Below are 21606 nucleotides of genomic sequence, written 5' to 3'. Positions count from 1 at the left end.
CTCAAGGTCTAACAGTCTATTTTATCTGAACAAACAAAAATAACATTTTAGCTGCATGCCCCTCGTTCTACTTAATTTTATTTAACTTATCGCGCTAAAAATGTGAAAAATGTGTAAGCGATGTGATTGGAGTACCTCGAATGAATTGATGATTCGCTACCACGACGAGGAGTGGGGAGTGCCTTTGCACGATGACCAAAAGCTGTTTGAGGTTTTTGTGCTGGAAGGATTTCAGGCCGGATTGAGTTGGCAGATTGTACTGAACAAACGGGAAAACTTCAGAAAGGCGTTTGATCTTTTTGATCCAAATATTGTGGCAAATTATGGAGAGAAGAAGCTGGAAGAACTGGGCAACGATGCTTCGATTATTCGAAACAAACAGAAAATAGCTGCCTGCGTTAACAATGCACAACGTTTTCTTGAAATTCAAAAAGAGTTTGGAAGCTTCGACAATTACATCTGGCGATTTGTAAATCACAAGCCGGTGGTTAATGCTTTTACCTCGCTGAAAGACTTGCCCGCCAAAACAGAACTTTCAGATAAAATTTCCGCCGATCTGAAGAAACGGGGATTTAAGTTTGTGGGATCAACCGTTGTTTATGCGCACATGCAGGCCACCGGTATGGTAAACGATCATCTTACAACATGCTTTCGATACAAAGAGGTTCAGGGGCTGTAATTTAGAAGAAGTTCAACTTAGGGGCAAGGAATGATTTATCACTTTCTTAGTTCAATTATTTTATTATTTTTGGTGCCATTCATTAAATGAAAGGATAATTAATTTTTATATGCAACGCTTGTAAAACGAAGTTTCAGGAGCTAAACTGTTGGGGCGGGTTTTACTTTTTTAAACGATTTACTTAAATGAAATTGCGCTATGTTTTAACCACACTATTGGCGGTGTTTGCTTTTAGTGTTTTTGCAGAGAATGATAAAGAGAAGAAAGAAGAGAATGTTGGGTATGTTTTTGAAGACGAGATTTCATTACCGGCAACATCTGTAAAAGACCAACACCGGACCGGTACCTGCTGGTCGTTTTCGGGGATTTCTTTTCTGGAGTCCGAAATGATACGTCTGGGAAAACCTGAAGTGGATCTTTCCGAAATGTTTATCGTTTGGCATACTTACTCCGAAAAGTCCAGGAAAGCGGTTCGTTTACACGGCGAAAACACTTTTTCGGCAGGCGGCGCATTTCACGATGTAACCAATATGATCAGAGAGTACGGAATCGTTCCTGAATCGGCGTACAACGGATTACAATATGGTGAGAAAAAGCATGTACACGGTGAAATGGATGAAGTGCTGAAACAAAATGTAGATGCCGTAATTGCGAACAAAAACCGCACTTTAAGCACCGTATGGCACGAGTCGGTAGAAGGTACGTTAAATACTTACCTGGGCAAAATTCCGGATAAATTTGAATACGAAGGCAAGCAATATACTCCGCAAAGTTTCGCCAGCGAATACGTTGGACTGAACATGGACGACTACGTGGAAATTTCGTCGTACACACACCATCCGTTTTATTCGAAATTTATTTTGGAAGTTCCGGATAACTGGTCGTGGGACGAAGTGTACAACGTTCCGGTAAACGAATTGGAAGAGATTATTGATTATTCGCTGAAAAATGGTTTCACCGTTGCATGGGCTGCCGATGTGAGCGAAAAAGGATTTCTGACAAGCAACAAAGGCGTAGCTGTTTTACCGGCTGCCCCGCAGGAAGACATGAGCGATGCTGAAATTGCACGCTGGGAAGCGCTTCCCGAAAGAGACAAGGATAAAGAATTGTATCAGCTCAATAATCCTGTTCCTGAAGAAAAAGTGTCACAGGAAATGCGTCAGGTTGCTTTTGACAATTACCAGACAACCGACGACCATGGAATGCACATTGTCGGAATTGCCAAAGATCAGGAAGGAGCCACTTTCTACAAAGTGAAGAATTCGTGGGGAGATTACAACAAGTACAACGGGTATTTTTATGCCTCTAAACCATATGTGACTTACAAAACGATGAGCATAATGGTTCACAAAGACGGCATACCTCAAAGTATTAGAGAAAAACTGGAACTTTAGTTCAATAAGGAGCCCTTCAGAATTTTCTGAAGGGTTTTTTTATCTTTGGTCATCAAATGTTTACGATGAGAAATGTTTTCCTTTTTCTTCTGTTTTCTGTGACAAGTCTTTCCGCGCTGGCTGAAGAGGACTGGAGTTGGTGGAACGATCTTCATGGCTGGGAAGAGGGTATGCCCGGCTGGCGAAACTGGCTTATTATTGCGCCGGCTTACCTGGGGCCAAACGCACTTCCGGTACCGGAGGTGAAAAAGGGATTTTTCGAAAACGAAAGTGAATTTGCATTGAGCGCTTCCAGCCATTTTCATGCGGGCGATCCCACGCAGGATTTATCCGGCAGGCTGTTTCTGCCGTTTGCAAAAGGGAAAATTGCCATTGAAATGTACGGGGTGCTTCTTGAACATTATGCGTATACCGAAGAAATCAGAAACGAACGCTTCTCGCGCGACAAGGATGGAAAGGGAGTTGCCATCGGAGATTTTTATTTTTCAACGTTGATTCAACTGTCACGTAACCGGAAATTCCCCAATACTTTGTTTCGGATGACACTTAAAACAGCATCAGGAACCAATCTGGAGGCTGCCCGCTATGCCGATTCGCCCGGTTATTTTTTTGATGTGAGTTCATCCAAAGATTTTGGAAGTGGCGAAAGTATTTTATTTCGCCCATACGGGATGATCGGTTTTTACAGCTGGCAGACCAATGATGAGCTAATGCTTCAGAACGATGCCTTGCTTTACGGATTGGGTACTGAATTTGAACATGGGGACTTGAGGTTTGGAGCCTCATGGTCAGGTTATTATGGCTATAAAAATATAGGCGACCGGCCTATGCAACTAAATTTTGACCTCCGGAAAGACTTTTCAAAAAGTGCGATCAGCTTTCAGTACCAGCATGGTTTGCACGACTGGGGGTATAAAACCCTGCGTTTTTCATATATATGGAAATTTAATGCTGTAAAATAAGTTCTGTTTTTCATGGAATATGTAAGTTTGTATCACTTTTTTTTACCACTAACTGAAACAACTGTAAAATGAAGAAGCTGTCGCTGGTGATTTGTGTATATAACGAAGAGCCTAATATTCAACCACTTTCTGCCGAAATAAAAGTCGCACTCAAAGATATCGAGTTCGAAGCTATTTTTGTGGACGATGGTTCAACCGATAAAACCAGGGAGGAGATCAGAAAGATCAACGACGAACGTTTTATTTTGGTGGAACTAAAGCGGAATTACGGCCAGAGTTCAGCATTACAGGCAGGTATCGATCAGGCAGAAGGGGAGTATGTTGCATTGATTGACGGCGATTTGCAAAACGATCCGGCTGATATTCCGATGATGCTGGATAAGATTGTAAACGAAGAGTGGGACATGGTTGCAGGGATTCGCGCTAACCGCAAAGATGGAATGTTCCTGCGCAAGGTTCCCTCCAAAATTGCCAATTATATGATCCGTCGGGCAACCGGAATTCATATGAAAGACCTGGGATGCACCTTGAAGGTTTTTACCAGCGAAACCATAAAAAGCATCCATATTTACGGAGAACTTCACCGTTATATTCCTGCACTGATCACATTGGAAGGTGCCACCCGCATTACCCAGGTCGATGTGAATCACCGCCCGCGTAAATTTGGGACTTCAAAATATAACCTTAGCCGAACGACTCGCGTAATGAGCGATTTGATCCTGATGGTTTTCTTTAAGAAATACATGCAACGGCCCATGCACTTTTTTGGCGGCATCGGAATTATCACCCTGGGCCTTGGCGTTTTGATCAATTTCTACCTGCTTATTCTGAAAATTTTCGGTAACAACATTTGGGGGAAACCACTTTTGTTGCTCGGAATTTTAATGGTGTTGGGCGGTATTCAGTTTATCACCACCGGTATTATTGCAGAGGTTCAGATGCGGACTTATTTTGAATCGCAACGGAAAAAGCCGTATCGCGTAAAAAAAGTCTCTCCCGCAGTTGAGAAATAATTTAGGGTTGCGATCGGGATTCGCAAAAAGTTGTTTAGATTTATACTGTTTAGTATTGAACAGCAGAGCGTAAGAACCCGGATATCAACATCGAAAAATTTCTTGTTAGAAGTCCTCCGGATTTTCTCTCGGATTTTAGGTTATGTTTTCCAGAGGTAAAAGTCGATCTGTTTGACTTTACTATAAAACAATTCGTTAACCTAAATGAATGATACCATGAATAAAATTCGAATTTCATCGGTTTTGACTGTCTTCTTCGTCCTGACTTTTTTTTCGGTAAGTGCCCAGGAAAGGTTTATTCAGGGAATGGTTACAACCTTCGACAGTATTCCGTTAAATGGCGCTGAAGTGGAGGTGGTGAGCACCAAAGCTGTGGCGAAAACCGATTCTCTTGGTAAATTTTCAGTTCAGGTAAATCGTGAGGATAAGCTGAAAGTCAGAGCGAAAGGCTTTTACACCCAAAAGGTGGAACTTGACGGAAAAATAAAAATGGTGTTAATCAACCTGAAGTTGAAACCCACCGACAGTGCCCGCGAATACGCCATTGGTTACGGCTATGTGAAAGATGCAGATAAGCTTAATGCCGTGGTACAAATGACAAATAAAGATGTCGATTTTTCGAAGTACACCAATATGTTAGAGTTAATGCGGGGACGGTTCGGAGGTGTACAGGTAAATCCCAACGGCGATATTATTATACGCGGTGTTAACTCGATAAATTCGAGTAGCGCAGCGCTGATTGTAGTCGACGGTGTGATGGTTGACGGAAGTATACTGAATAGCCTGGCTCCGTCGAACGTCAAAAGCATCAATATTATAAAAGACGGGAGTGCAGCGATTTATGGTGCACGTGGCGGGAATGGTGTAGTTGTTATTGAAACCAAAAGGGGAAATGACGACTAATGGCTATTTTGTTGTTCATTAGCGAAAAATGCTAAACGGAAGAAACGAATGTAAAACATTAATTATGAGTACACCGGTTACAGTTGCAACGTTTACCAGTAATTTCGATATGAAGTATATTCTGTTCAAAGAAATGCTGGAGGAAGCAGGAATTGAATACATGTTGGTGAATGAAATTACCAGCACAATTGATGGTATCTACACGGGGAGCCCATCCAATATTGGCATTGAACTTCGGGTAATGGAAGAAAATCTTCAGGAAGCATTGGAGATTCTGAATTCGATCAAATAAAGAAAGGATTCCATTCAGAATCCTTTTTCAATTGCAGATTATCCTTGTATTACTTTGTGAGTTCGTAGCCCATTTCTATTCCTTTTTTTGTGGCAGGAATTCCTTCTTTCATCCAAACGGGCATCGGCGCATTTTTAAGGTAATGATCAAAAAACTGCGCCATTCGAATCTGAAAATCATGCTTATCCCTGATTTTTAACGGCCAATGGTCAGCTTCGTTGTAATTTAACAGCCAGCTGGGTTTGCCCAGTCTTCTCAAGCCGACAAAAAACTCTATTCCCTGGTACCACGGCACAGCTCCGTCATCGTCGTTGTGCATAATCAGAATGGGTGTTTGTATTTTATCCAGGGTGAACAATGGCGAATTTTCCAGGTAGCGCAGTGGTGCTTCCCAAATCGATTTTCCGATGCGGCTTTGGGTATGTTCGTATTGGAAAGAGCGGTTCATTCCCGATCCCCAGCGGATGCCGCCATAAGCGCTAAACATGTTGACAACGGGTGCTCCCGATTCGATGGCTGAAAACATGTTGGTGCGGGTGGCCAGATATGCAACCTGGTAGCCGCCCCAGCTGTGCCCCTGTGCCCCGATCCGTTTCGGATCGACAAAGCCCATTTTAACGATATGGTTGACCCCTGGCATTACACAGTTAAAGGCTGATTCTCCCGGATAACCTTCTTTGTAATACACATCGGGATTAAAAACAACATAACCGTTGCTGGTGTAATAATGATAGTCGATCGTGGAACGATGGTTTTCAGGCATGTGGTAGCTCAACAGTTCATCCGAACTTTTCTCGTAGAAGTTTACGATCATCGGATATTTTTTATTCGAATCGAAATTTTCCGGTTTGTGCAATGTTCCTTCCAGTACAAGTCCGTCGAGCGAACGCCACGAAACCAATTCGGCTGTTCCCCAAATAAAGTCTTTTTGTTGAGGAGCTGCATCCGAAAGCTGTACCTGTTTTTTGAAACTCAGGTCGGTAGCCAGCAGGTTGGGGTAGGTCTGAAAATTTTGTTTCGTAAATACAAGCAGTTCCGCATCCTCGGCTTTATCCGGTATGCTGAGCATAAAATTTCCTTTGAGCAGTGTTTTCTTGTTTCCCGGTTTTTCCAAATCGAACGAATAATAGCTGTCGGCTTTACTCTTTTCATCAAAAGCCTTAAGCAGCACTTTTTCTGAAGGATCAACAGCTTCACCCCGTTTGGCATTGAACCTTACCAGACGATAGCTGATTTTCTCTGCTCTGCCATTTTGTGTGAGGTTGATGGGTTTTGATTTGTTTTCCGGATCGATCTGCCATAAATCGTAACGGTCGTAAATCAATAAGGCTTTGTCATCTTTTAGCCAACCGGCGCTTCCGTAAGCTGAAGGAGGATTGGGAATATCGTTCAATTCATCAGCCACCTGAATCTGTTGGGGCAATGTAATTACAAATTCTTGTCCACTCGTAATATTGTAGGAATTCCAGGTGGTATCTATGGCATTGTACCAGTACAGGTAATTTCCATCAGGAGAAGACATAGGCCGGGCACGGCAATCTTTTTTGATCATTTTGTATGCGCCGGTATTGATGTCGACCAGGTAAAAATCGAGATGGTAAGGTTGGCCTTCCCACATGGTTTGTACCGCGTAAGGATGATTGGAATAGGCCAGTAACTGATCGGCATTGCCTTTATTGATCGGATCGATGCCCGAAAAAAGTTCGGTTTCCAGTTGTATCGCTTTGTTGTTGGCCAGATGAACTACAGCCAGGTAAGTTTTTTTCTCATCCTGCGGTTTGTTGTATAGTTGGACAGTTTGCAGTTGTTCTTCCTTCCAATTCCAGATATCGAGCACCGGGATTTCTTCCTCCAGAATCGTTGAGTCTTTTTCAGGTTGTTGTGGCGCAGTGCCAAAAAACAGTCGTTCATTGTTTTCTGAAAACGAGAGCTGCCCGTTGGGACTAATTTCCCAGCCTTCGGGAATTGCGTTGTTTTGGTTGTCGACAATTATTGCTGCCGGTTCATTTCCTTCCCAATAGTAAAGTGCATATTTTTTCTTCTTTGAATCGGTTGTATCGGCAAGAAAAGCCAGTTTGTCATCAGATTTGCTTAAGGTTAACTGCTTAACCTCTCCTTTGCCATCCAAAATCTTTAGTGCGCTTTCATTTTCAAAATTAAAAACGTAAACACCGGCGTCAAAAACACTATCGCCTTCAGAAACAAAAGCAAGTAACTCGTTCTCTTCGGCAAATTCGTAACTGTTTACCGCCGGGAATTCTTTTTCGGCACCATTCAGTAGGTTTTTGATAACAAGCGGCAGCGCTTCATCTTTGTCGTTTTTCTTTTCTTTTTTTTCAGAAGTTGAAGCAGTATCTGCTTGTTCTGCCTGGTAAGCGATCCAACCCGACCATTCTTCCGGCACTTTGTACGATTTTATCTGATCAATCACTACCTGAGAATCGTTGGTCAGATCGTAAATTGCCAGCTTATCCTTTGGTAAATCTTCTTTCTTCGTTTTTTTCAGTTTTAGCAAGCGAACAGAATCTTCCGGGGCTTTTAAGGTAAACACCAGGAATCTGGAGTCCGCAGTAATTTCGGCACCGGTTCCACAAGGAATTGAAGCTTTTTCTTCGCCTGCAGGAGTGGTTATTTTTAGTACAGGATCTCCCTTCCATGGTTCCTCTTTGTATACGATGTACTTGCCATTGTGTGAAATGTGGGTTTCCGTAATACGGTTCCATTTTAAGATGTCGTCAAACGTTAGCGGGCGCTTTTCTTCCTGGGCAAATGCCAGAGTCGCAAGAAGAGAAAAGGTAAAAATGAACAAGAGTTTTTTCATGCCTTATGCTTATTTGGATTTAAGTTTAATGCCGTTTTTGAGAGAGAACACTTAATTGGGCTCATTCCTTTTTTGTCAGGATTTTGATTAAAAATTGGTCGTTTAAGTTAGTTTAGTTACCGAAAACAAAGACATTTTTTGAGCAGAAAGGTTTAAAAGTGCCAATTACGAGCGTCGGTAGATCACCTTTCTTTCTTCCAGGTACTTCAGAATGTAGCCCAGGTTTCCAATTCCTGCGCCAACTGCTTCAGGAGCATGCACTCCGTGCGCAGAAAATCCGCCGTCGAGCAATAAACTGGCAACTGCTGTGCAGGTATAGCCCGTAGTTCGGGCCATTGATATGGTTTTACTTTCGCGGTCGTACTTATCCAGCAGATTGTAGGTAACCGTTTTTTCGACTCCATTCTCAATTCCTTTGATGGTAATCCGCATAATGGTAAAATCTTCCTCGCCCTCTTTGAGTTTCCATTTGGGGAAAAGCAATTTGGCCGTAATATCAATCGGACGGATCTTTACTCCATTCACGTCAAGCTCCTCGTAGGAGAAAAAACCGGATTCACGCAGGACCTTCAAATATTCAATACATCCCGGATAACGAAGTGTCTTTTCGATCATATGGGGGATGTTTTTCATGGTAAACATGAGCGAACGCAAACCGTCAGAATTCCAGGATTCCAGTGTTCCCACGTTATCAAAATGGATGAGCTCCGGATCAGAAAGCGCTTCTTTGGTTATCCTCTCATAGTTTTGAATGTAACGGGCAGGCCGGGTGTACTCTTCAATTACATCGATGGGAGAGAAGACGGCTTTGTATTCGTAGGGCCATTCGCGTATTACCGGGAGGCCGCCAACCAGGCATTCGTATAACTGTACATTCATTTCCCGGTTGTGATGTCCCAAAATTATATTACCCATTCCCGGGGCTACTCCGCAATCGGCTATTACAGTTACTTTATGCTTTTGCGCGAGGCCATTTAAGCTCAGAAAGTCTTCGGACATAAACGAGATGTCGACCATGTTGCGCCCTGCTTCAATCACCGCTTTCATAGTTTGGTAGCCCATAAATCCGGGAACGGCACCTATAACCAGATCAAATCTACTGACAATTTCCTTTATTTTTCCAGGATCGGAGAGATCGGCCTGGATTGTTTGGATTGACGGGAATTCCAAAAATTTACCTGCAGTGTCAGGGTTTACATCAACACTGGTAACCACATGGTTTTTCGACAAGTCTTTGGCGATAACGCTACCTACTAATCCGGCGCCAAGTACAACGATCTTTTTCATACCATCTTTATCTTTTGTTTTGCAGTAACAGCTCTGCAAAAACTGTTTAGCGTAATTCATGCGAGTCAGCTTCCATTTTGGTTGTCGCGAACGTGAACAGAAAAAAGAAGCCTGCTATGAATCTACAAAAAGATTTTCGGAATCGATCGTTTTCACCCGGGAGTATGATCGGGAAAATCGGTAAAAAGTATTGCCGGTCTTTTATTACAGGTGAATCAATCCCTTTTTTAGGGCAAACTTTACCACATCCGAATTATTTTTCAGGTCAAGTTTATCGAGTATGTTTTGTTTGTGAGTCCCCACTGTTTTCACACTGATAAATAATTTTTCTCCTATTTCACGGGTGGAAACACCTTCGGCCAGTAACAGAAAAATCTCTTTTTCCCGCTCCGACAACTGGTTGTAGCTGTCGTCTTTTATGTTGGCGGAGTCGAGATATCCGTTAATCACCAGCTCGGTAATGTCTTCACTCAGAAATTTCTTTCCGTTAAAAACAGAATGAACCGCGTCGATTAGTTGACGGTGCGTGGAATTTTTCAGCAGGTAGGCATCGGCGCCTGCTTCCAGCATTCCTTTTACGTATTGCTTGTCAGAATGCATTGATACTGCAACTACCTTTACATCCGGTAATTTTTCTTTGATCAGCCGGGTAGCTTCAATTCCGTTCATTTCGGGCATCGCGATGTCGGTTAAAAGTACATCCGGTTTTAGGCGTTGTGCCAGCTCAATGGCGGCTATCCCATTTTCCGATTGGGCAATTACTTCAATCGTTTGGTCGGTTTCCAACAGGTTCTTTAGGCCTTCTCTGAATAGTTGGTGGTCGTCGGCAACAATAACTTTAATTTTCATTGTTCTATACTTGGGTTGTTAATTCTGTCAATTTATTAACGGCTTATCGGTAATATTATTTCAGCTCGTGTTCCCTTTGTGGTTGAATGTATTTTAAAGGATCCGTTAATACTGTCGATGCGTTCCGAAATGCTTAATAAACCAAATCCTCCTCCCGAACTGGGTGTCTTTATTTTTTCGGGATTAATTCCAATGCCATTGTCTTCAACCACGATAATATCAGCATGGTTGTTGGTCTCTACCGAAACTTCTACTTTAGAAGCTTTTGCATGTTTGTTGATGTTGGTAAGTAGTTCACCAATAGTTCGATAGAGAAAAATTTCATTTTCTTTGGTCTGTCCGTTTTGGTAATTTTTAACGTTGAAAACGGTTTTAATCTGGTGATTTTTTTCAAATTGATCCAACTTCCACCTCACTGCCGGAATAAACCCGAGTTCATAGAGGATGGGTGGACTCAGGTCGTATGTCAGTTCCCGTGATTCTTTAATCGCTTTATTGAGCAATTCAGAAGTAAATTCAACGGTCTTTTTTACTTGCGGAGAGCAGTTCTCGAGGTCAATCGACGACAGGTTCATAAACGCGAGTGAAAGAGTTTGCCCTAAACTGTCGTGCAGGTTTTCTGCAATCCGGCGACGTTCGCGTTCTTCAACCAGTGTTAGCTCCGAATTTAGTTTCCGGAGACGTTCCTGGTAGTCTTTAATGCGCAGCGCTACATTGATTTGTGCCGATAATTCGGACTGGTCGTAGGGTTTCGAAAGAAAGGAATCAGCGCCTGCATTCAGCCCTTTTGAACGTTCTGTACTGTCGTGTCCAAGGGCCGAAACCATGATAATAGGAATCTGTTTGGTCTTTACATTTTCTTTTAAAATACGACAGGTTTCATAACCATCGAGTCCGGGCATCATAATATCGAGCAACACAAGATCGGGTAACTCTTTTGTCGCCTTCTGAATTCCCTCTTCACCACTTAGTGCCGAAATAAACTGAAAGTCTGGATAGTACTTTCGGATAATGTGGGCAAGAAGCTCGAGGTTTATCAAATTGTCATCCACTGCAAGAATCTTCCGCATGGCTTTTTTCTGTTCTTTCTTGGTTTTATGTTGGTACAGGATAAGCGTCATCTGTATCAGGGTTAAAAATAGTAAAAATGCATGAAGGTAGTTAAGGTGTTTTTTTAAATATTAAAAAGGTTGGGGATGAACCCGGAGGATTTACCTGGGCCCGTTTTTAGCATCGCTCTTGAACTTCAGCGCGAAAAATGGTAAAGTCCAAGAAATTGGCGCATAATGACATTTCTTTCTTTATCCTTTTATTTTCTGATTATCTTTGTTGCTCACATATAAAATGTATGTCAGATAAGCCATTAATATTAGTAACCAACGACGACGGAATTCATGCCAAAGGGCTGAAGGAGTTGGTTGAAGTGATGCAGTTTTTCGGAGACGTAATCGTAATTTCTTCCGAAGTTTCCATGTCGGGCAAGGCCTGCGGAATAACGGTAGATCAGCCTTTGCGGGCAACTCCGGTCGACCAGATTCACGGGGTTCCCACCTACAAAAGCAACGGCACTCCGGTCGATAGCGTAAAATTAAGTTTTAATAACCTGTTGCCGCGAACACCCGATTATGTGGTTTCCGGAATCAATCACGGTTTAAATTCTTCCATCAGTGTAATTTACAGTGGAACGATGGGGGCTGCCATCGAAGGCGGACTTCATGGAGTGCCTTCGATTGGATTTTCGTTGGATGATTACAGTGCCGATGCTGATTTCTCAAAGGCCAAGATGATTGTCGCACGCGTTTTTCAAAGTGTTTTGGAAAATGGGCTGCCACCCTATATTTGTCTGAATGTGAACATTCCAAAAGGAAAGCCAAATGGAATAAAAATATGCCGGCAGGCACATGGCAAATGGGTCGAAGAGTTCGAAAAAAGAACAGATCCGCATGGGCGCGAGTATCACTGGTTGGCAGGATATTTCAAAAATTTTGAGGAAGATGCACCCGAAACCGATATGCACGCAATCAAAAATAACTTTGTATCGGTAGTTCCGGTAACCGTCGACATGACCTGTTACAAAACCATGGAGCAACTAAAAGACTGGGAATTCTGATATGCCTAAAAACCGCAAACATAAACTCGATACTGTTGGAACAGGGCTATTGGCAGGATTAGCTTTGCCCCTGGTAATTTTTCTGATGGTATACCTGGTGCGCCAACCCGGAATTTCTTTTTCCGAATATCTGACCGGATTATGGCGCATTCACGCGTTAATCAAAATTGGAAGCTTGTGTGTTTTTGCCAACCTGGCGGTATTTTGGGGTTTTCTGAGAATAAAGTACGAACGTGCAGCACGCGGAGTGCTGGGGGCTACCTTGCTTTATGCCTTTGTGGTGTTAATTTCTAAAGCCGCATAAATGAGGTATTATCTGATTGCAGGCGAGGCTTCAGGCGATTTGCACGGATCGAACCTGATGAAAGAGTTGAAAGCAGCCGATCAGGACGCTGTATTCCGCTTTTTTGGGGGAGACCTGATGCAGGCTGTGGGAGGAGAGTTGGTAAAGCATTATCGCGAAATGGCTTTTATGGGTTTTCTGAATGTTATCCTGAATTTAAAAACCATTGGTCGGAACCTCGAATTCTGTAAAAAAGATCTCCTGCAATTTAAACCCGATGTGCTGATCCTGATCGATTATCCAGGTTTCAACTTGCGGATTGCCGAGTTTGCGAAACAACATAACATCAAGGTTTACTATTACATTTCTCCCAAGGTTTGGGCCTGGAAAGAATACCGGGTAAAAAAGATCAAAGCTTGTGTCGACGAAATGTTTACCATTTTCCCTTTCGAAACTGCCTTTTACCGGAAACACGGCATGGAAGTTCATTATGTGGGAAACCCACTGATGGATTCGTTTTCGTCGTTTCAGAAAACGGCTTTAACGAAGTCGGAGTTTGCTGCTAATAATCAGCTGGATGAAAGACCGGTTGTTGCTTTACTGGCCGGAAGCCGGGTGCAGGAAATTAAGCGAACGCTTCCGATTATGGTGGCGATTTCCAGGATCTTTCCTGATTTTCAGTTTGTACTGGCCGGTGTAAAAAGTATCGACGATGCTTTGTATCAGTCCTACCTAAACGGAAAGGGCATAAAACTCATTTACGATCAAACCTACGATTTGCTGAATAACGCACACACAGCGCTTGTTGCTTCGGGTACTGCGGCCCTGGAGACGGCTTTGTTTCGGGTGCCGCAAACTGTAGTTTACAAAGTGGAAGGAGGTTGGCTGACCGATTTTATTTTTCGGCATTTCATCTTTAAAATGGTGGGCGTATCGCTTCCGAATATCATCATGGAGCGTGAAATTGTGCGGGAACTCGTGCAGGCAAAAATGACTTTGAAAAACGTAAAGGAAGAAATGCAAAAACTACTTTACGACAATGAATATCGGGCCAAGATTCATACTGATTATCAGCTATTGTGGGAAATGATGGGCGATCCCGGCTGTTCAAAGCGGGCGGCTGATGAAATGATTGCATTGCTGAAAGAATGAAGTAGTTTTACCACAAATAACAATATGTGTGGAGATATTTGTGTTTGTTGTGTAGTTATGACAGTTTTAGCCTGACGATTCCTTTTTTGGAAAAAAAGCACAGTTTTTCGCGATATATGCATTGAAGTTTTTATTTTGAGATGAGTATGAGGTAGACGATAGGTACGAAATCGATAGTGTATTTCATAATTTCGCAATATGGACAAAATAAAGGTGTCAGAAAATAACCCGTTGTTTGGTAGAATTGCAGACTTACTTAATGAGGCAAGAAGGTCGATTGTCAAAAATGTAAACCAAACAATTGTTATTACATATTTTGAAGTTGGAAAATTGATCGTGGAAGAAGAACAGCAAGGTAAAGAGCGTGCCGGATATGGGAAATCGGTATTAAAGGAACTTTCACAGAGACTTACCGATGAATTCGGGAAAGGATATTCAGTTTATAACCTGGAAAGAATGCGCAACTTTTACCTTGTTTTTAAAAGCCGCATTAACGAATCTGAAAAATCCGCATCACTGATGCGGAAATCTGAATCACCTTTTCATTTAAGCTGGACACATTATCTTCATCTTATAAAAATTGAGAATGAAGAAGAACGAAATTTCTATGAAATTGAAGCAGAGAACAACAGTTGGTCCGTTCGGGAATTGGAAAGGCAATACGATTCTTCGCTTTTCGAGCGATTGGCTTTAAGCAGAAATAAGGAAGAGGTTAAAGAACTGAGTAGAAAGGGTCTGATTGTAACAAAACCAGTTGATACAATTAAAGAACCTTATGTCCTGGATTTTCTTGGACTGGAAGAAAAGGATAAATACACTGAATCAGACCTCGAAACAGCCATAATAAACAAACTGGAACATTTCTTAACCGAATTAGGGAAGGGCTTTTTATTTGTTGGCAGGCAACAACGAATTACAATTGAAGATGAGCATTTTTATGTGGATTTGGTTTTCTATAATCGGTTGCTGCAGTGTTTTGTGCTTATTGATTTGAAAATTGGAAAACTAAGGCACCAGGATTTGGGGCAGATGCAAATGTATGTCAATTACTACGATGAGTTTAAAAAGACTAACGAAGAAAATCTTACAATCGGGATAGTGCTGTGTAAACAGAAAAATGAAACTTTGGTAAAAATAACTTTGCCAAAGGAAAATCAACAAATTTTCGCGAGCAAGTATCAGACCGTTCTGCCAAGTAAAGAGGAACTGAAACAAATAATTGAAAATAAGGAATAGAAATGCGACTTCAGTCCCTGATCGATTTCGTAGCGAATTTTTAATAAACAGAGTAGTTTCAAATTTAAATAGAAGAAACAATAGAGATTGGGCAAACTATGTACAGCTTATTTAAAAAAGAAATAAAAACATTTCTGGGGTCGCTGATCGGTTACCTGGCAGTATTGGTTTTTCTTTTGGTGAGTGGATTGTTTTTGTGGGTGTTTCCCGGTGATTTTAATATCATCGAAAGCGGATATTCCACACTCGATCCGTTTTTCTCGCTGGCACCCTGGCTGTATTTATTTCTGATTCCGGCCATAACGATGCGTTTTTTTGCCGATGAAAAACGAAGCGGAACCATCGAGGTATTGCTCACCCGTCCGGTGTCTGCTTTTCATCTGGTTTTTGCGAAATTTCTGGCGGGGATGGTGCTGGTTTTTATTTCGCTGCTGCCCACTTTGTTGTACTTCCTGTCGGTTTATCTGCTTGGAAATCCTGTCGGCAGTATTGATACGGGCGCAACCTGGGGATCGTTTTTCGGGCTGTTCTTCCTTGCAACCATTTATGTGGCGATCGGGGTTTTTACGTCGTCGTTAACCGACAACCAGATTGTCAGTTTCATCTTTTCGATGGTGTTGTCGTTTGTTTTTTATCTGGGTTTCGAATTTGTGGCGTCGTCCGGAATTCCTTACTGGGTAGAACAGATGTTGACCTGGTTTAGCATCAACGAACATTTCATGTCAGCTTCGCGCGGAGTGATCGATCTCGAAGATGTGATCTACTTCATCGGGATGACGTTTCTTTTTCTGTTTTTTACGGCAGTATTTCTTCGCAAGGGCAATTTTAAAAGGAAGGTGGTACGCATCCGGCTGGCGCTGGTGACTTTGGCTACACTTGTGGCCTTTTTTGCCTCTTCCAGTTTTTTGTTTCGCATCGATTTAACGGTGGATAAGCGCTACTCACTTTCTGTAATCAGCAAACAAATCGCTGCCGAGATTCAGGAGCCGGTTTCTGTCGAATTGTTTTTGAAAGGCGAACTGGAGCCCGGATTAAAAAAGTTACAACGCGAGGTTTTCGAAAAGATAGCCGTGCTAAATGCCTATTCAGCAAAACCGATTCGCATAAAAGTTACCGATGTTTACCGGATTATAAATTCAGAAAAGCGGGAAGAAAAAATACAGGAACTTTACGAAAAAGGAATTAAACCAACCAGTTTTAGGCACAAGACTGAAACAGGGGTTGCGACAACCTTGATCTTTCCGGGAGCGTTGATTCGTAAGGGAGATAAAGAAGTGGCGGTTAATTTTCTGAAATCGAACCAGGACTTTTCGGGCGAATACAACATCAATCACTCGGTGGAAAGTGTCGAATTTGAATTGGTAAATGCTTTTCAGAAACTGATGCGGAGCAAAAAATCGACCGTTGCCTTTTTGGAGGGACATGGCGAATTTGACCGGTACAGGGTGATGGATTTTGCCAATGCACTTTCGGGTGATTTCGAGGTGACACGGATAAACACTGATTTGCTGGGGAAATATGCCGACAACTTTGATATTTTGGTGGTTGCAGGTCCTGATCAGCCGTTTGGCGAACCCGACAAGTTTGTCATCGATCAGTACGTCATGAACGGAGGAAAGGTGGTTTGGCTGATCGATCCGGTAAAAGTAGATGTCGACAGTTTGTCGCGCGGATTTCGGACTTTTGCTTTTCCGCATGATATTAACCTGGGCGACCAGCTCTTTAAATACGGAGTCCGTTTGAATTACGAATTGCTTCAGGATGTAAATTGTGCACAACTGGCTGTGAATACAGCACCTGCCGGAACGCAGCCAAAATATACATTGCACCCCTGGTACTATTCCCCCATGCTGACGCCTAACGACAGTCATCCGTTAAGTCGAAACCTGAACCGTGTTTTTTCCGAATATGTTTCATCGGTCGATACCATTTCGGGAACACCGGGACTTACCAAGTCAGTGATACTTTCCACTTCGCCCTATGCCCGAAGAGTGAAATCGCCCTCATCGGTGAGTTTGCAAAATATAGATAATCCGCCTGCCCGCGAATTGTTTAATACGTCTTTTATTCCCGTCGGAGTATTGATGGAAGGAACATTTACGTCGCTTTATAAAAACCGGATGGTGGAACAGTGGGGGTTTTCTTCGTCTTCAGTTTTAAGCGAAAGTAAGCCCACAAAAATGGTGGTGTTTGCTGATGCAGGCATGGTTACAAATCTCGTAAATTATTCAGGCGAGCATCCGCAATTCAGCGAAATGGGATACGATAAAGTAGCGCGTCGTGCCTGGGGAAACAAGGAGTTTTTGATGAATACCATATTCTACCTGAACGACGACCGCGGAGTGATGCAGCTTCGGAACCGGACCATTAAACTGCGGTTGCTAGATCAGGTGAAATTACGCGAACAAAAAACATTCTGGCAAGTATTGAATGTTTTAATACCTTCACTGGTGATGGTACTTTTCGGTCTGGTATACAACCTTGTTCGTAAATATCGTTATACCCGTTCATAAATCATGGGTATTTTCGCGAAAAGCCAGGTAGGTTAATATTATTAAAGTTTGTATATTCGTGTACTTGGAGAACTAGAAATCTCGTACTGAAATTAAAAATCAAAAAACATAATAAGCACATGAAGTTTGTTGTTTCAAGCACTGATTTACTGAGTCACCTTGCTGCTATCAGTAAGGTAATCAGCAGTAAAAGTACTATGCCGATACTGGATAACTTTTTATTTCAGTTAAGCGATTCGGGCCTGACCATAACGGCATCGGATCTGGAATCGACACTGATTACCCGTATTGAGCTCGACAATATTGATGGAACTGGTGCTGTTGCCGTTCCGGCCAAATTGATCACTGATACCTTAAAAGAGTTTCCGGAGCAGCCCTTAACTTTCCAGATTGAAAAGGATACATTTCATGTTGAAATCTTTTCCGACAACGGTAAATTCAGCATTATGGGACAGGATCCGGAAGACTTCCCGGAGCAGCCTGACCTGAATGAAGAAGGTGCATCGTCGATCAATGTAAGTCATGTGGCCTTGCAAAAAGGAATTGAAAAAACCCTGTTTGCTACCGCCGACGACGAACTTCGCCCGGTTATGAATGGTGTTTATGTGGAACTTTCTCCCGATTTCATGAGCTTTGTTGCATCGGATGCACACAAACTGGTTCGTTACCGCAGAATCGATGCAAAAGCCGAATTCGAATCATCTTTCATTTTGCCCAAAAAACCGGCCAGTTTGTTGAAAAACCTGCTGCCGAAAGAGGAGTTTGATGTAAAAGTGGAGTTCGACGATAAAAATGCATTCTTCACCCTTAGCAATTACAAGTTAATTTGCCGTTTGGTGGAAGGAAATTATCCAAGCTACAATTCGGTAATTCCAACCAATAATCCCAATAAAATGGTGATCGACCGCCTGAATTTTTACAATACAGTAAGAAGGGTGTCGGTATTCTCGAACCAGGCGAGTAACCTTATTAAATTGAACATCAACGATAACAAACTGGTGGTTTCGGCACAGGACATCGATTTTTCGATTTCGGCTGTTGAACGCCTGGCTTGTGAATACGAAGGAGACGAAATCGAAATCGGTTTCAAATCAACCTTCCTGCTTGAGATCCTGTCTAACATATCGGCAGGCGATGTGCGGCTTGAATTAAGTGACCCGACCCGTGCAGGTTTGTTACTGCCGGCCGAGAATGCTCACGAAGATGAAGATATGTTGATGCTTTTGATGCCAATGATGATCAATGCCTGATCAAATTAAATAATCAGTGAAAAGGTATCCTGGGATCAGAAGATTGTAGGGTACCTTTTTTAATTCATACGGGTATGCAATTACACTTAAAAAATCCCCTGGTATTTTTAGATCTTGAAACAACAGGGATCAATATTGTTACCGACCGCATTGTGGAAATCGCGTTGGTAAAAGTAAACGTTGATGGCAGCGAAGACGAGAGGCTGTTGCGAATTAATCCCGAAATGCCGATTCCGCTTGAAGCATCGGTAATTCACGGGATCTACGACGAGGATGTAAAAGACGCTCCTACGTTTAAAGAAGTAGCCAAAACACTGGCAAAATTTATGGAAGGCTGCGACCTTGGCGGGTTCAACTCGAATCGTTTTGATATTCCGCTGTTGGCCGAAGAATTTATTCGGGCCGATGTGGATATTGATTTGAAAAAGAGAAAATTTATCGACGTACAGGCGATCTTTCACAAAATGGAAAAACGAACGCTGGCAGCTGCTTACAAGTTTTACTGCAATAAGGAGCTGGTTGATGCACACAGTGCCATGGCCGATACCAAGGCAACCTACGAAGTGTTGAAGGCTCAGCTGGATGTTTATAAGGGAGTTGAATACGAAGACGGAAAGGGCAATAAATCGTTGCCGATCGTAAACGATGTGGAAAAGCTGAGCGAGTTTTCGGCGTACGACCGAAATGTTGATTTTGTTGGCCGTATTGTTTATGATGATAACAACGTGCCGGTTTTCAACTTTGGAAAAAATAAGGGAATTCCGGTGGAGCAGGTACTGGAAGAACAGCCCGGGTATTTTGGCTGGATCTTAAACAGCGAGTTTCCGCTGTACACCAAAAAAGTATTGACGCAGCTAAAGCTGAAAATGATGAGTAAGTAGAAGTTGCATTCGAAAACGAAATTGAGATGAAGATTATTTGCATAGGACGAAATTATGTGGCGCATGCTGCAGAATTGGGAAACGAAGTTCCCGAAGAACCTGTGTTTTTTATGAAACCGGATTCGGCGCTGCTTCGTAACAACGACCCGTTTTATATTCCTGACTGGACCAACGAAGTACACCACGAAATAGAGTTGGTTATCAAGATCAACCGTATTGGGAAAAATATTGAAAAGCGTTTTGCCGATCGGTATTACGATGAGATTGGACTGGGCATCGACTTCACTGCGCGTGATGTGCAGGCGCAACTAAAAGCCAAAGGACTGCCATGGGAAAAGGCCAAAGCTTTTGATCAGTCGGCAGTAATCAGCAGTACCTTTTTCCCAAAAAGCATTTTTCCCGATATAGAGTCCTTGTTTTTTAAGCTCGATATCAATGGGAAGACAGTACAGGAAGGTGACTCGGGGCTCATGATTTTTGGTTTTGATGAGATCATCTCACATGTTTCAAAATATGTAACCTTGAAAATAGGCGATCTTATTTACACCGGCACGCCTGCCAATGTAGGCCCGGTTCAAATTGGTGATCACCTTGAAGGTTATCTCGAAGGAAAGAAACTGCTCGATTTTAATGTGAAGTAAGAGAAAGTAATTTATTGTAACGGATTGTAATTTATTGTCCCCGGTAGCTGCTGCCAGGTACAATGAGTTACAATTTGTTTGAGAAACAGATAATCCAACAACATGCAAGATTATCATTTTGAACTGGAACTTGAAGTTCGCGATTACGAATGCGATATTCAGGGAATTGTAAATAACTCGGTTTATCAGAATTATCTGGAACACTGTCGCCATAAATTTCTGCACGCTGCCGAACTCGATTTTGCTGAATTACATAATGAAGGGATCGACGCTGTAGTAATTCGTGCTGAATTGGATTACAAGTTTCCGTTGCGGCCGGCCGATGTTTTTCTGATTCGTCTGAGAATGGGGAAGCAGGGACGTTTGAGGGTGATTTTTGATCAGCAGATTATTCGCAAAGCAGACGAAAAGCTGATGGTAAATGCCCGTATAACCACCGTTCTTACCAAAAATGGCCGACCGATAGCTCCCGATATTCTTGAAGGTAAATTTGAAGTCATTGGCGTAAAAATGGTTGAGGTATAGAATTCGGAGCAGGTCGTATTGGGGAGGAAAAGATTTTTATTATTTCGAATCACTTGTTTTGTGTTCGAGCTTAAAGCTGCTGCCGCAATCAAAACAATGGTAATTTTTCCTTATTAGCGGGAATGGAGTTGTCACCAGGAAGGAGAAAATGAGGTACAAAACATCCCATTTGTCATCGGTGGCATAGCCAAAACTAACGTTGTTAGATTGGCAATGCGGGCAAGTCACCCTCAGTACATCGTCCTTCGAAGAGATTCCAAATTTCTCCACCAATTCTTTCTCCTGGTAGTATTCAATGGGTTTCTGCCGAAGGTATCCAAAAACATTTCCATCAAAGTCCAAAAGCTCGGCCCAGAAATCTTTCCATGAAAAACTAAACTCTTTTTTATCCAGTTTTTTGAACTCGGCTTCTTCTGCAAGTATCTTTTCTATTTCCTGTTTTGCTAATATTTCCGATTTAATCTCATCAGCATTTTTCGGAATTTCTGCTTGTTTACGAATCAGAGATTTGATCCTGAAAATTTCATCCTGCTTTTTTACTGCTTTTTCAAGGGCTTCTTCAATGTTGTACGAACCGCTGCTGTCAACCAGTTCGTGTTTTGATATGGAATCAAGCACTTGTTTGGCTTTCTCCGCCTGTTCTTCCGATACTTTTAGTTTAACTCCGCCAATGGCAACAGCATCAAACGGACTCACCCAAACCATGTTTTCGTCGTAAATGAAAGCCTGAATTCCTTCGCTTTCCAAACGGCCTTTCAGAATGTGACATTCGACCGGGATATTCGATGTGTAGATGGTTGTTAGTGTCATTTTGG

Annotated in this window: 20 protein-coding genes; 15 read left to right on the top strand and 5 right to left on the bottom strand. The window is 42.4% G+C overall.

The window, feature by feature from the left end; genetic code table 11:
- Positions 1 to 109: 109 nt before the first annotated feature.
- From MR764_RS10610 to MR764_RS10585, 6 genes are all read left to right on the top strand, one after another.
- A complete protein-coding gene (locus MR764_RS10610) occupies positions 110 to 679 on the top strand; it encodes a DNA-3-methyladenine glycosylase I (RefSeq protein WP_247979393.1) in 570 nt (189 codons plus the stop codon).
- A gap of 185 nt (positions 680 to 864) precedes the next feature.
- Positions 865 to 2073, top strand: a complete 1209-nt coding sequence (locus MR764_RS10605; protein WP_247979392.1) for a C1 family peptidase — start codon at positions 865 to 867, stop codon at positions 2071 to 2073.
- A gap of 65 nt (positions 2074 to 2138) precedes the next feature.
- On the top strand, positions 2139 to 3035 hold the full coding sequence (locus MR764_RS10600) for a hypothetical protein (protein ID WP_247979391.1): 897 nt from the start codon (positions 2139 to 2141) through the stop codon (positions 3033 to 3035).
- A 68-nt stretch (positions 3036 to 3103) separates the two neighbouring features.
- Positions 3104 to 4048, top strand: coding sequence for a glycosyltransferase family 2 protein (locus MR764_RS10595; protein WP_247979390.1), 945 nt, complete (start codon positions 3104 to 3106; stop codon positions 4046 to 4048).
- 216 nt (positions 4049 to 4264) lie between these two features.
- Positions 4265 to 4951 carry a TonB-dependent receptor plug domain-containing protein gene (locus tag MR764_RS10590; RefSeq protein ID WP_247979389.1) on the top strand — a complete coding sequence of 229 codons (687 nt, stop codon included), beginning with the start codon at positions 4265 to 4267 and terminating at the stop codon, positions 4949 to 4951.
- Between the two features lie 64 nt (positions 4952 to 5015).
- Positions 5016 to 5243: a DUF2007 domain-containing protein gene (locus tag MR764_RS10585; protein ID WP_247979388.1), complete on the top strand. Its 228-nt coding sequence runs from the start codon at positions 5016 to 5018 to the stop codon at positions 5241 to 5243.
- A 49-nt stretch (positions 5244 to 5292) separates the two neighbouring features.
- Here MR764_RS10585 and MR764_RS10580 read toward each other — a convergent pair whose 3' ends face one another.
- The 4 genes from MR764_RS10580 to MR764_RS10565 form a co-directional block, all read right to left on the bottom strand.
- On the bottom strand, positions 5293 to 8064 hold the full coding sequence (locus tag MR764_RS10580) for a prolyl oligopeptidase family serine peptidase (protein ID WP_247979387.1): 2772 nt from the start codon (positions 8062 to 8064) through the stop codon (positions 5293 to 5295).
- A gap of 165 nt (positions 8065 to 8229) precedes the next feature.
- On the bottom strand, positions 8230 to 9351 hold the full coding sequence (locus MR764_RS10575; protein ID WP_247979386.1) for a saccharopine dehydrogenase C-terminal domain-containing protein: 1122 nt from the start codon (positions 9349 to 9351) through the stop codon (positions 8230 to 8232).
- Between the two features lie 204 nt (positions 9352 to 9555).
- Positions 9556 to 10200: a response regulator transcription factor gene (locus tag MR764_RS10570; protein ID WP_247979385.1), complete on the bottom strand. Its 645-nt coding sequence runs from the start codon at positions 10198 to 10200 to the stop codon at positions 9556 to 9558.
- A gap of 35 nt (positions 10201 to 10235) precedes the next feature.
- Positions 10236 to 11321 carry a response regulator gene (locus tag MR764_RS10565; protein WP_247979384.1) on the bottom strand — a complete coding sequence of 362 codons (1086 nt, stop codon included), beginning with the start codon at positions 11319 to 11321 and terminating at the stop codon, positions 10236 to 10238.
- A gap of 227 nt (positions 11322 to 11548) precedes the next feature.
- Between MR764_RS10565 and surE the strand changes: the two genes are divergently transcribed.
- The 9 genes from surE (at position 11549) to MR764_RS10520 (ending at position 20791) form a co-directional block, all read left to right on the top strand.
- Positions 11549 to 12310 carry a 5'/3'-nucleotidase SurE gene (surE, locus tag MR764_RS10560; protein WP_247979383.1) on the top strand — a complete coding sequence of 254 codons (762 nt, stop codon included), beginning with the start codon at positions 11549 to 11551 and terminating at the stop codon, positions 12308 to 12310.
- Between the two features lies 1 nt (position 12311).
- Positions 12312 to 12614, top strand: a complete 303-nt coding sequence (locus MR764_RS10555; RefSeq protein WP_247979382.1) for a hypothetical protein — start codon at positions 12312 to 12314, stop codon at positions 12612 to 12614.
- Complete coding sequence (gene lpxB / locus MR764_RS10550; protein WP_247979381.1) at positions 12615 to 13745, top strand: lipid-A-disaccharide synthase; 1131 nt, start codon at positions 12615 to 12617, stop codon at positions 13743 to 13745.
- A gap of 198 nt (positions 13746 to 13943) precedes the next feature.
- Complete coding sequence (locus MR764_RS10545; RefSeq protein WP_247979380.1) at positions 13944 to 14981, top strand: PDDEXK nuclease domain-containing protein; 1038 nt, start codon at positions 13944 to 13946, stop codon at positions 14979 to 14981.
- Positions 14982 to 15079: 98 nt separating this feature from the next.
- Complete coding sequence (gene gldG / locus MR764_RS10540; RefSeq protein WP_247979379.1) at positions 15080 to 17494, top strand: gliding motility-associated ABC transporter substrate-binding protein GldG; 2415 nt, start codon at positions 15080 to 15082, stop codon at positions 17492 to 17494.
- 119 nt (positions 17495 to 17613) lie between these two features.
- Positions 17614 to 18744, top strand: coding sequence for a DNA polymerase III subunit beta (gene dnaN, locus MR764_RS10535; protein WP_247979378.1), 1131 nt, complete (start codon positions 17614 to 17616; stop codon positions 18742 to 18744).
- 74 nt (positions 18745 to 18818) lie between these two features.
- The gene (locus MR764_RS10530) at positions 18819 to 19625 is read left to right on the top strand and encodes a 3'-5' exonuclease (protein WP_247979377.1); all 807 of its coding nucleotides are present in this window, start codon (positions 18819 to 18821) and stop codon (positions 19623 to 19625) included.
- A gap of 26 nt (positions 19626 to 19651) precedes the next feature.
- Positions 19652 to 20266 carry a fumarylacetoacetate hydrolase family protein gene (locus MR764_RS10525; protein WP_247979376.1) on the top strand — a complete coding sequence of 205 codons (615 nt, stop codon included), beginning with the start codon at positions 19652 to 19654 and terminating at the stop codon, positions 20264 to 20266.
- A 102-nt stretch (positions 20267 to 20368) separates the two neighbouring features.
- Positions 20369 to 20791: an acyl-CoA thioesterase gene (locus MR764_RS10520; protein ID WP_247979375.1), complete on the top strand. Its 423-nt coding sequence runs from the start codon at positions 20369 to 20371 to the stop codon at positions 20789 to 20791.
- 39 nt (positions 20792 to 20830) lie between these two features.
- Here MR764_RS10520 and MR764_RS10515 read toward each other — a convergent pair whose 3' ends face one another.
- A complete protein-coding gene (locus MR764_RS10515) occupies positions 20831 to 21601 on the bottom strand; it encodes a DUF2007 domain-containing protein (RefSeq protein ID WP_247979374.1) in 771 nt (256 codons plus the stop codon).
- Between the last annotated feature and the right edge of the window lie 5 nt (positions 21602 to 21606).

It is taken from the genome of Maribellus sp. YY47, from assembly GCF_023111095.1.
In the GTDB taxonomy this organism is placed as follows: domain Bacteria; phylum Bacteroidota; class Bacteroidia; order Bacteroidales; family Prolixibacteraceae; genus Draconibacterium.
Note: the sequence above shows the minus strand (reverse complement) of the source record. Positions and strands in the feature narration are given on the sequence as shown.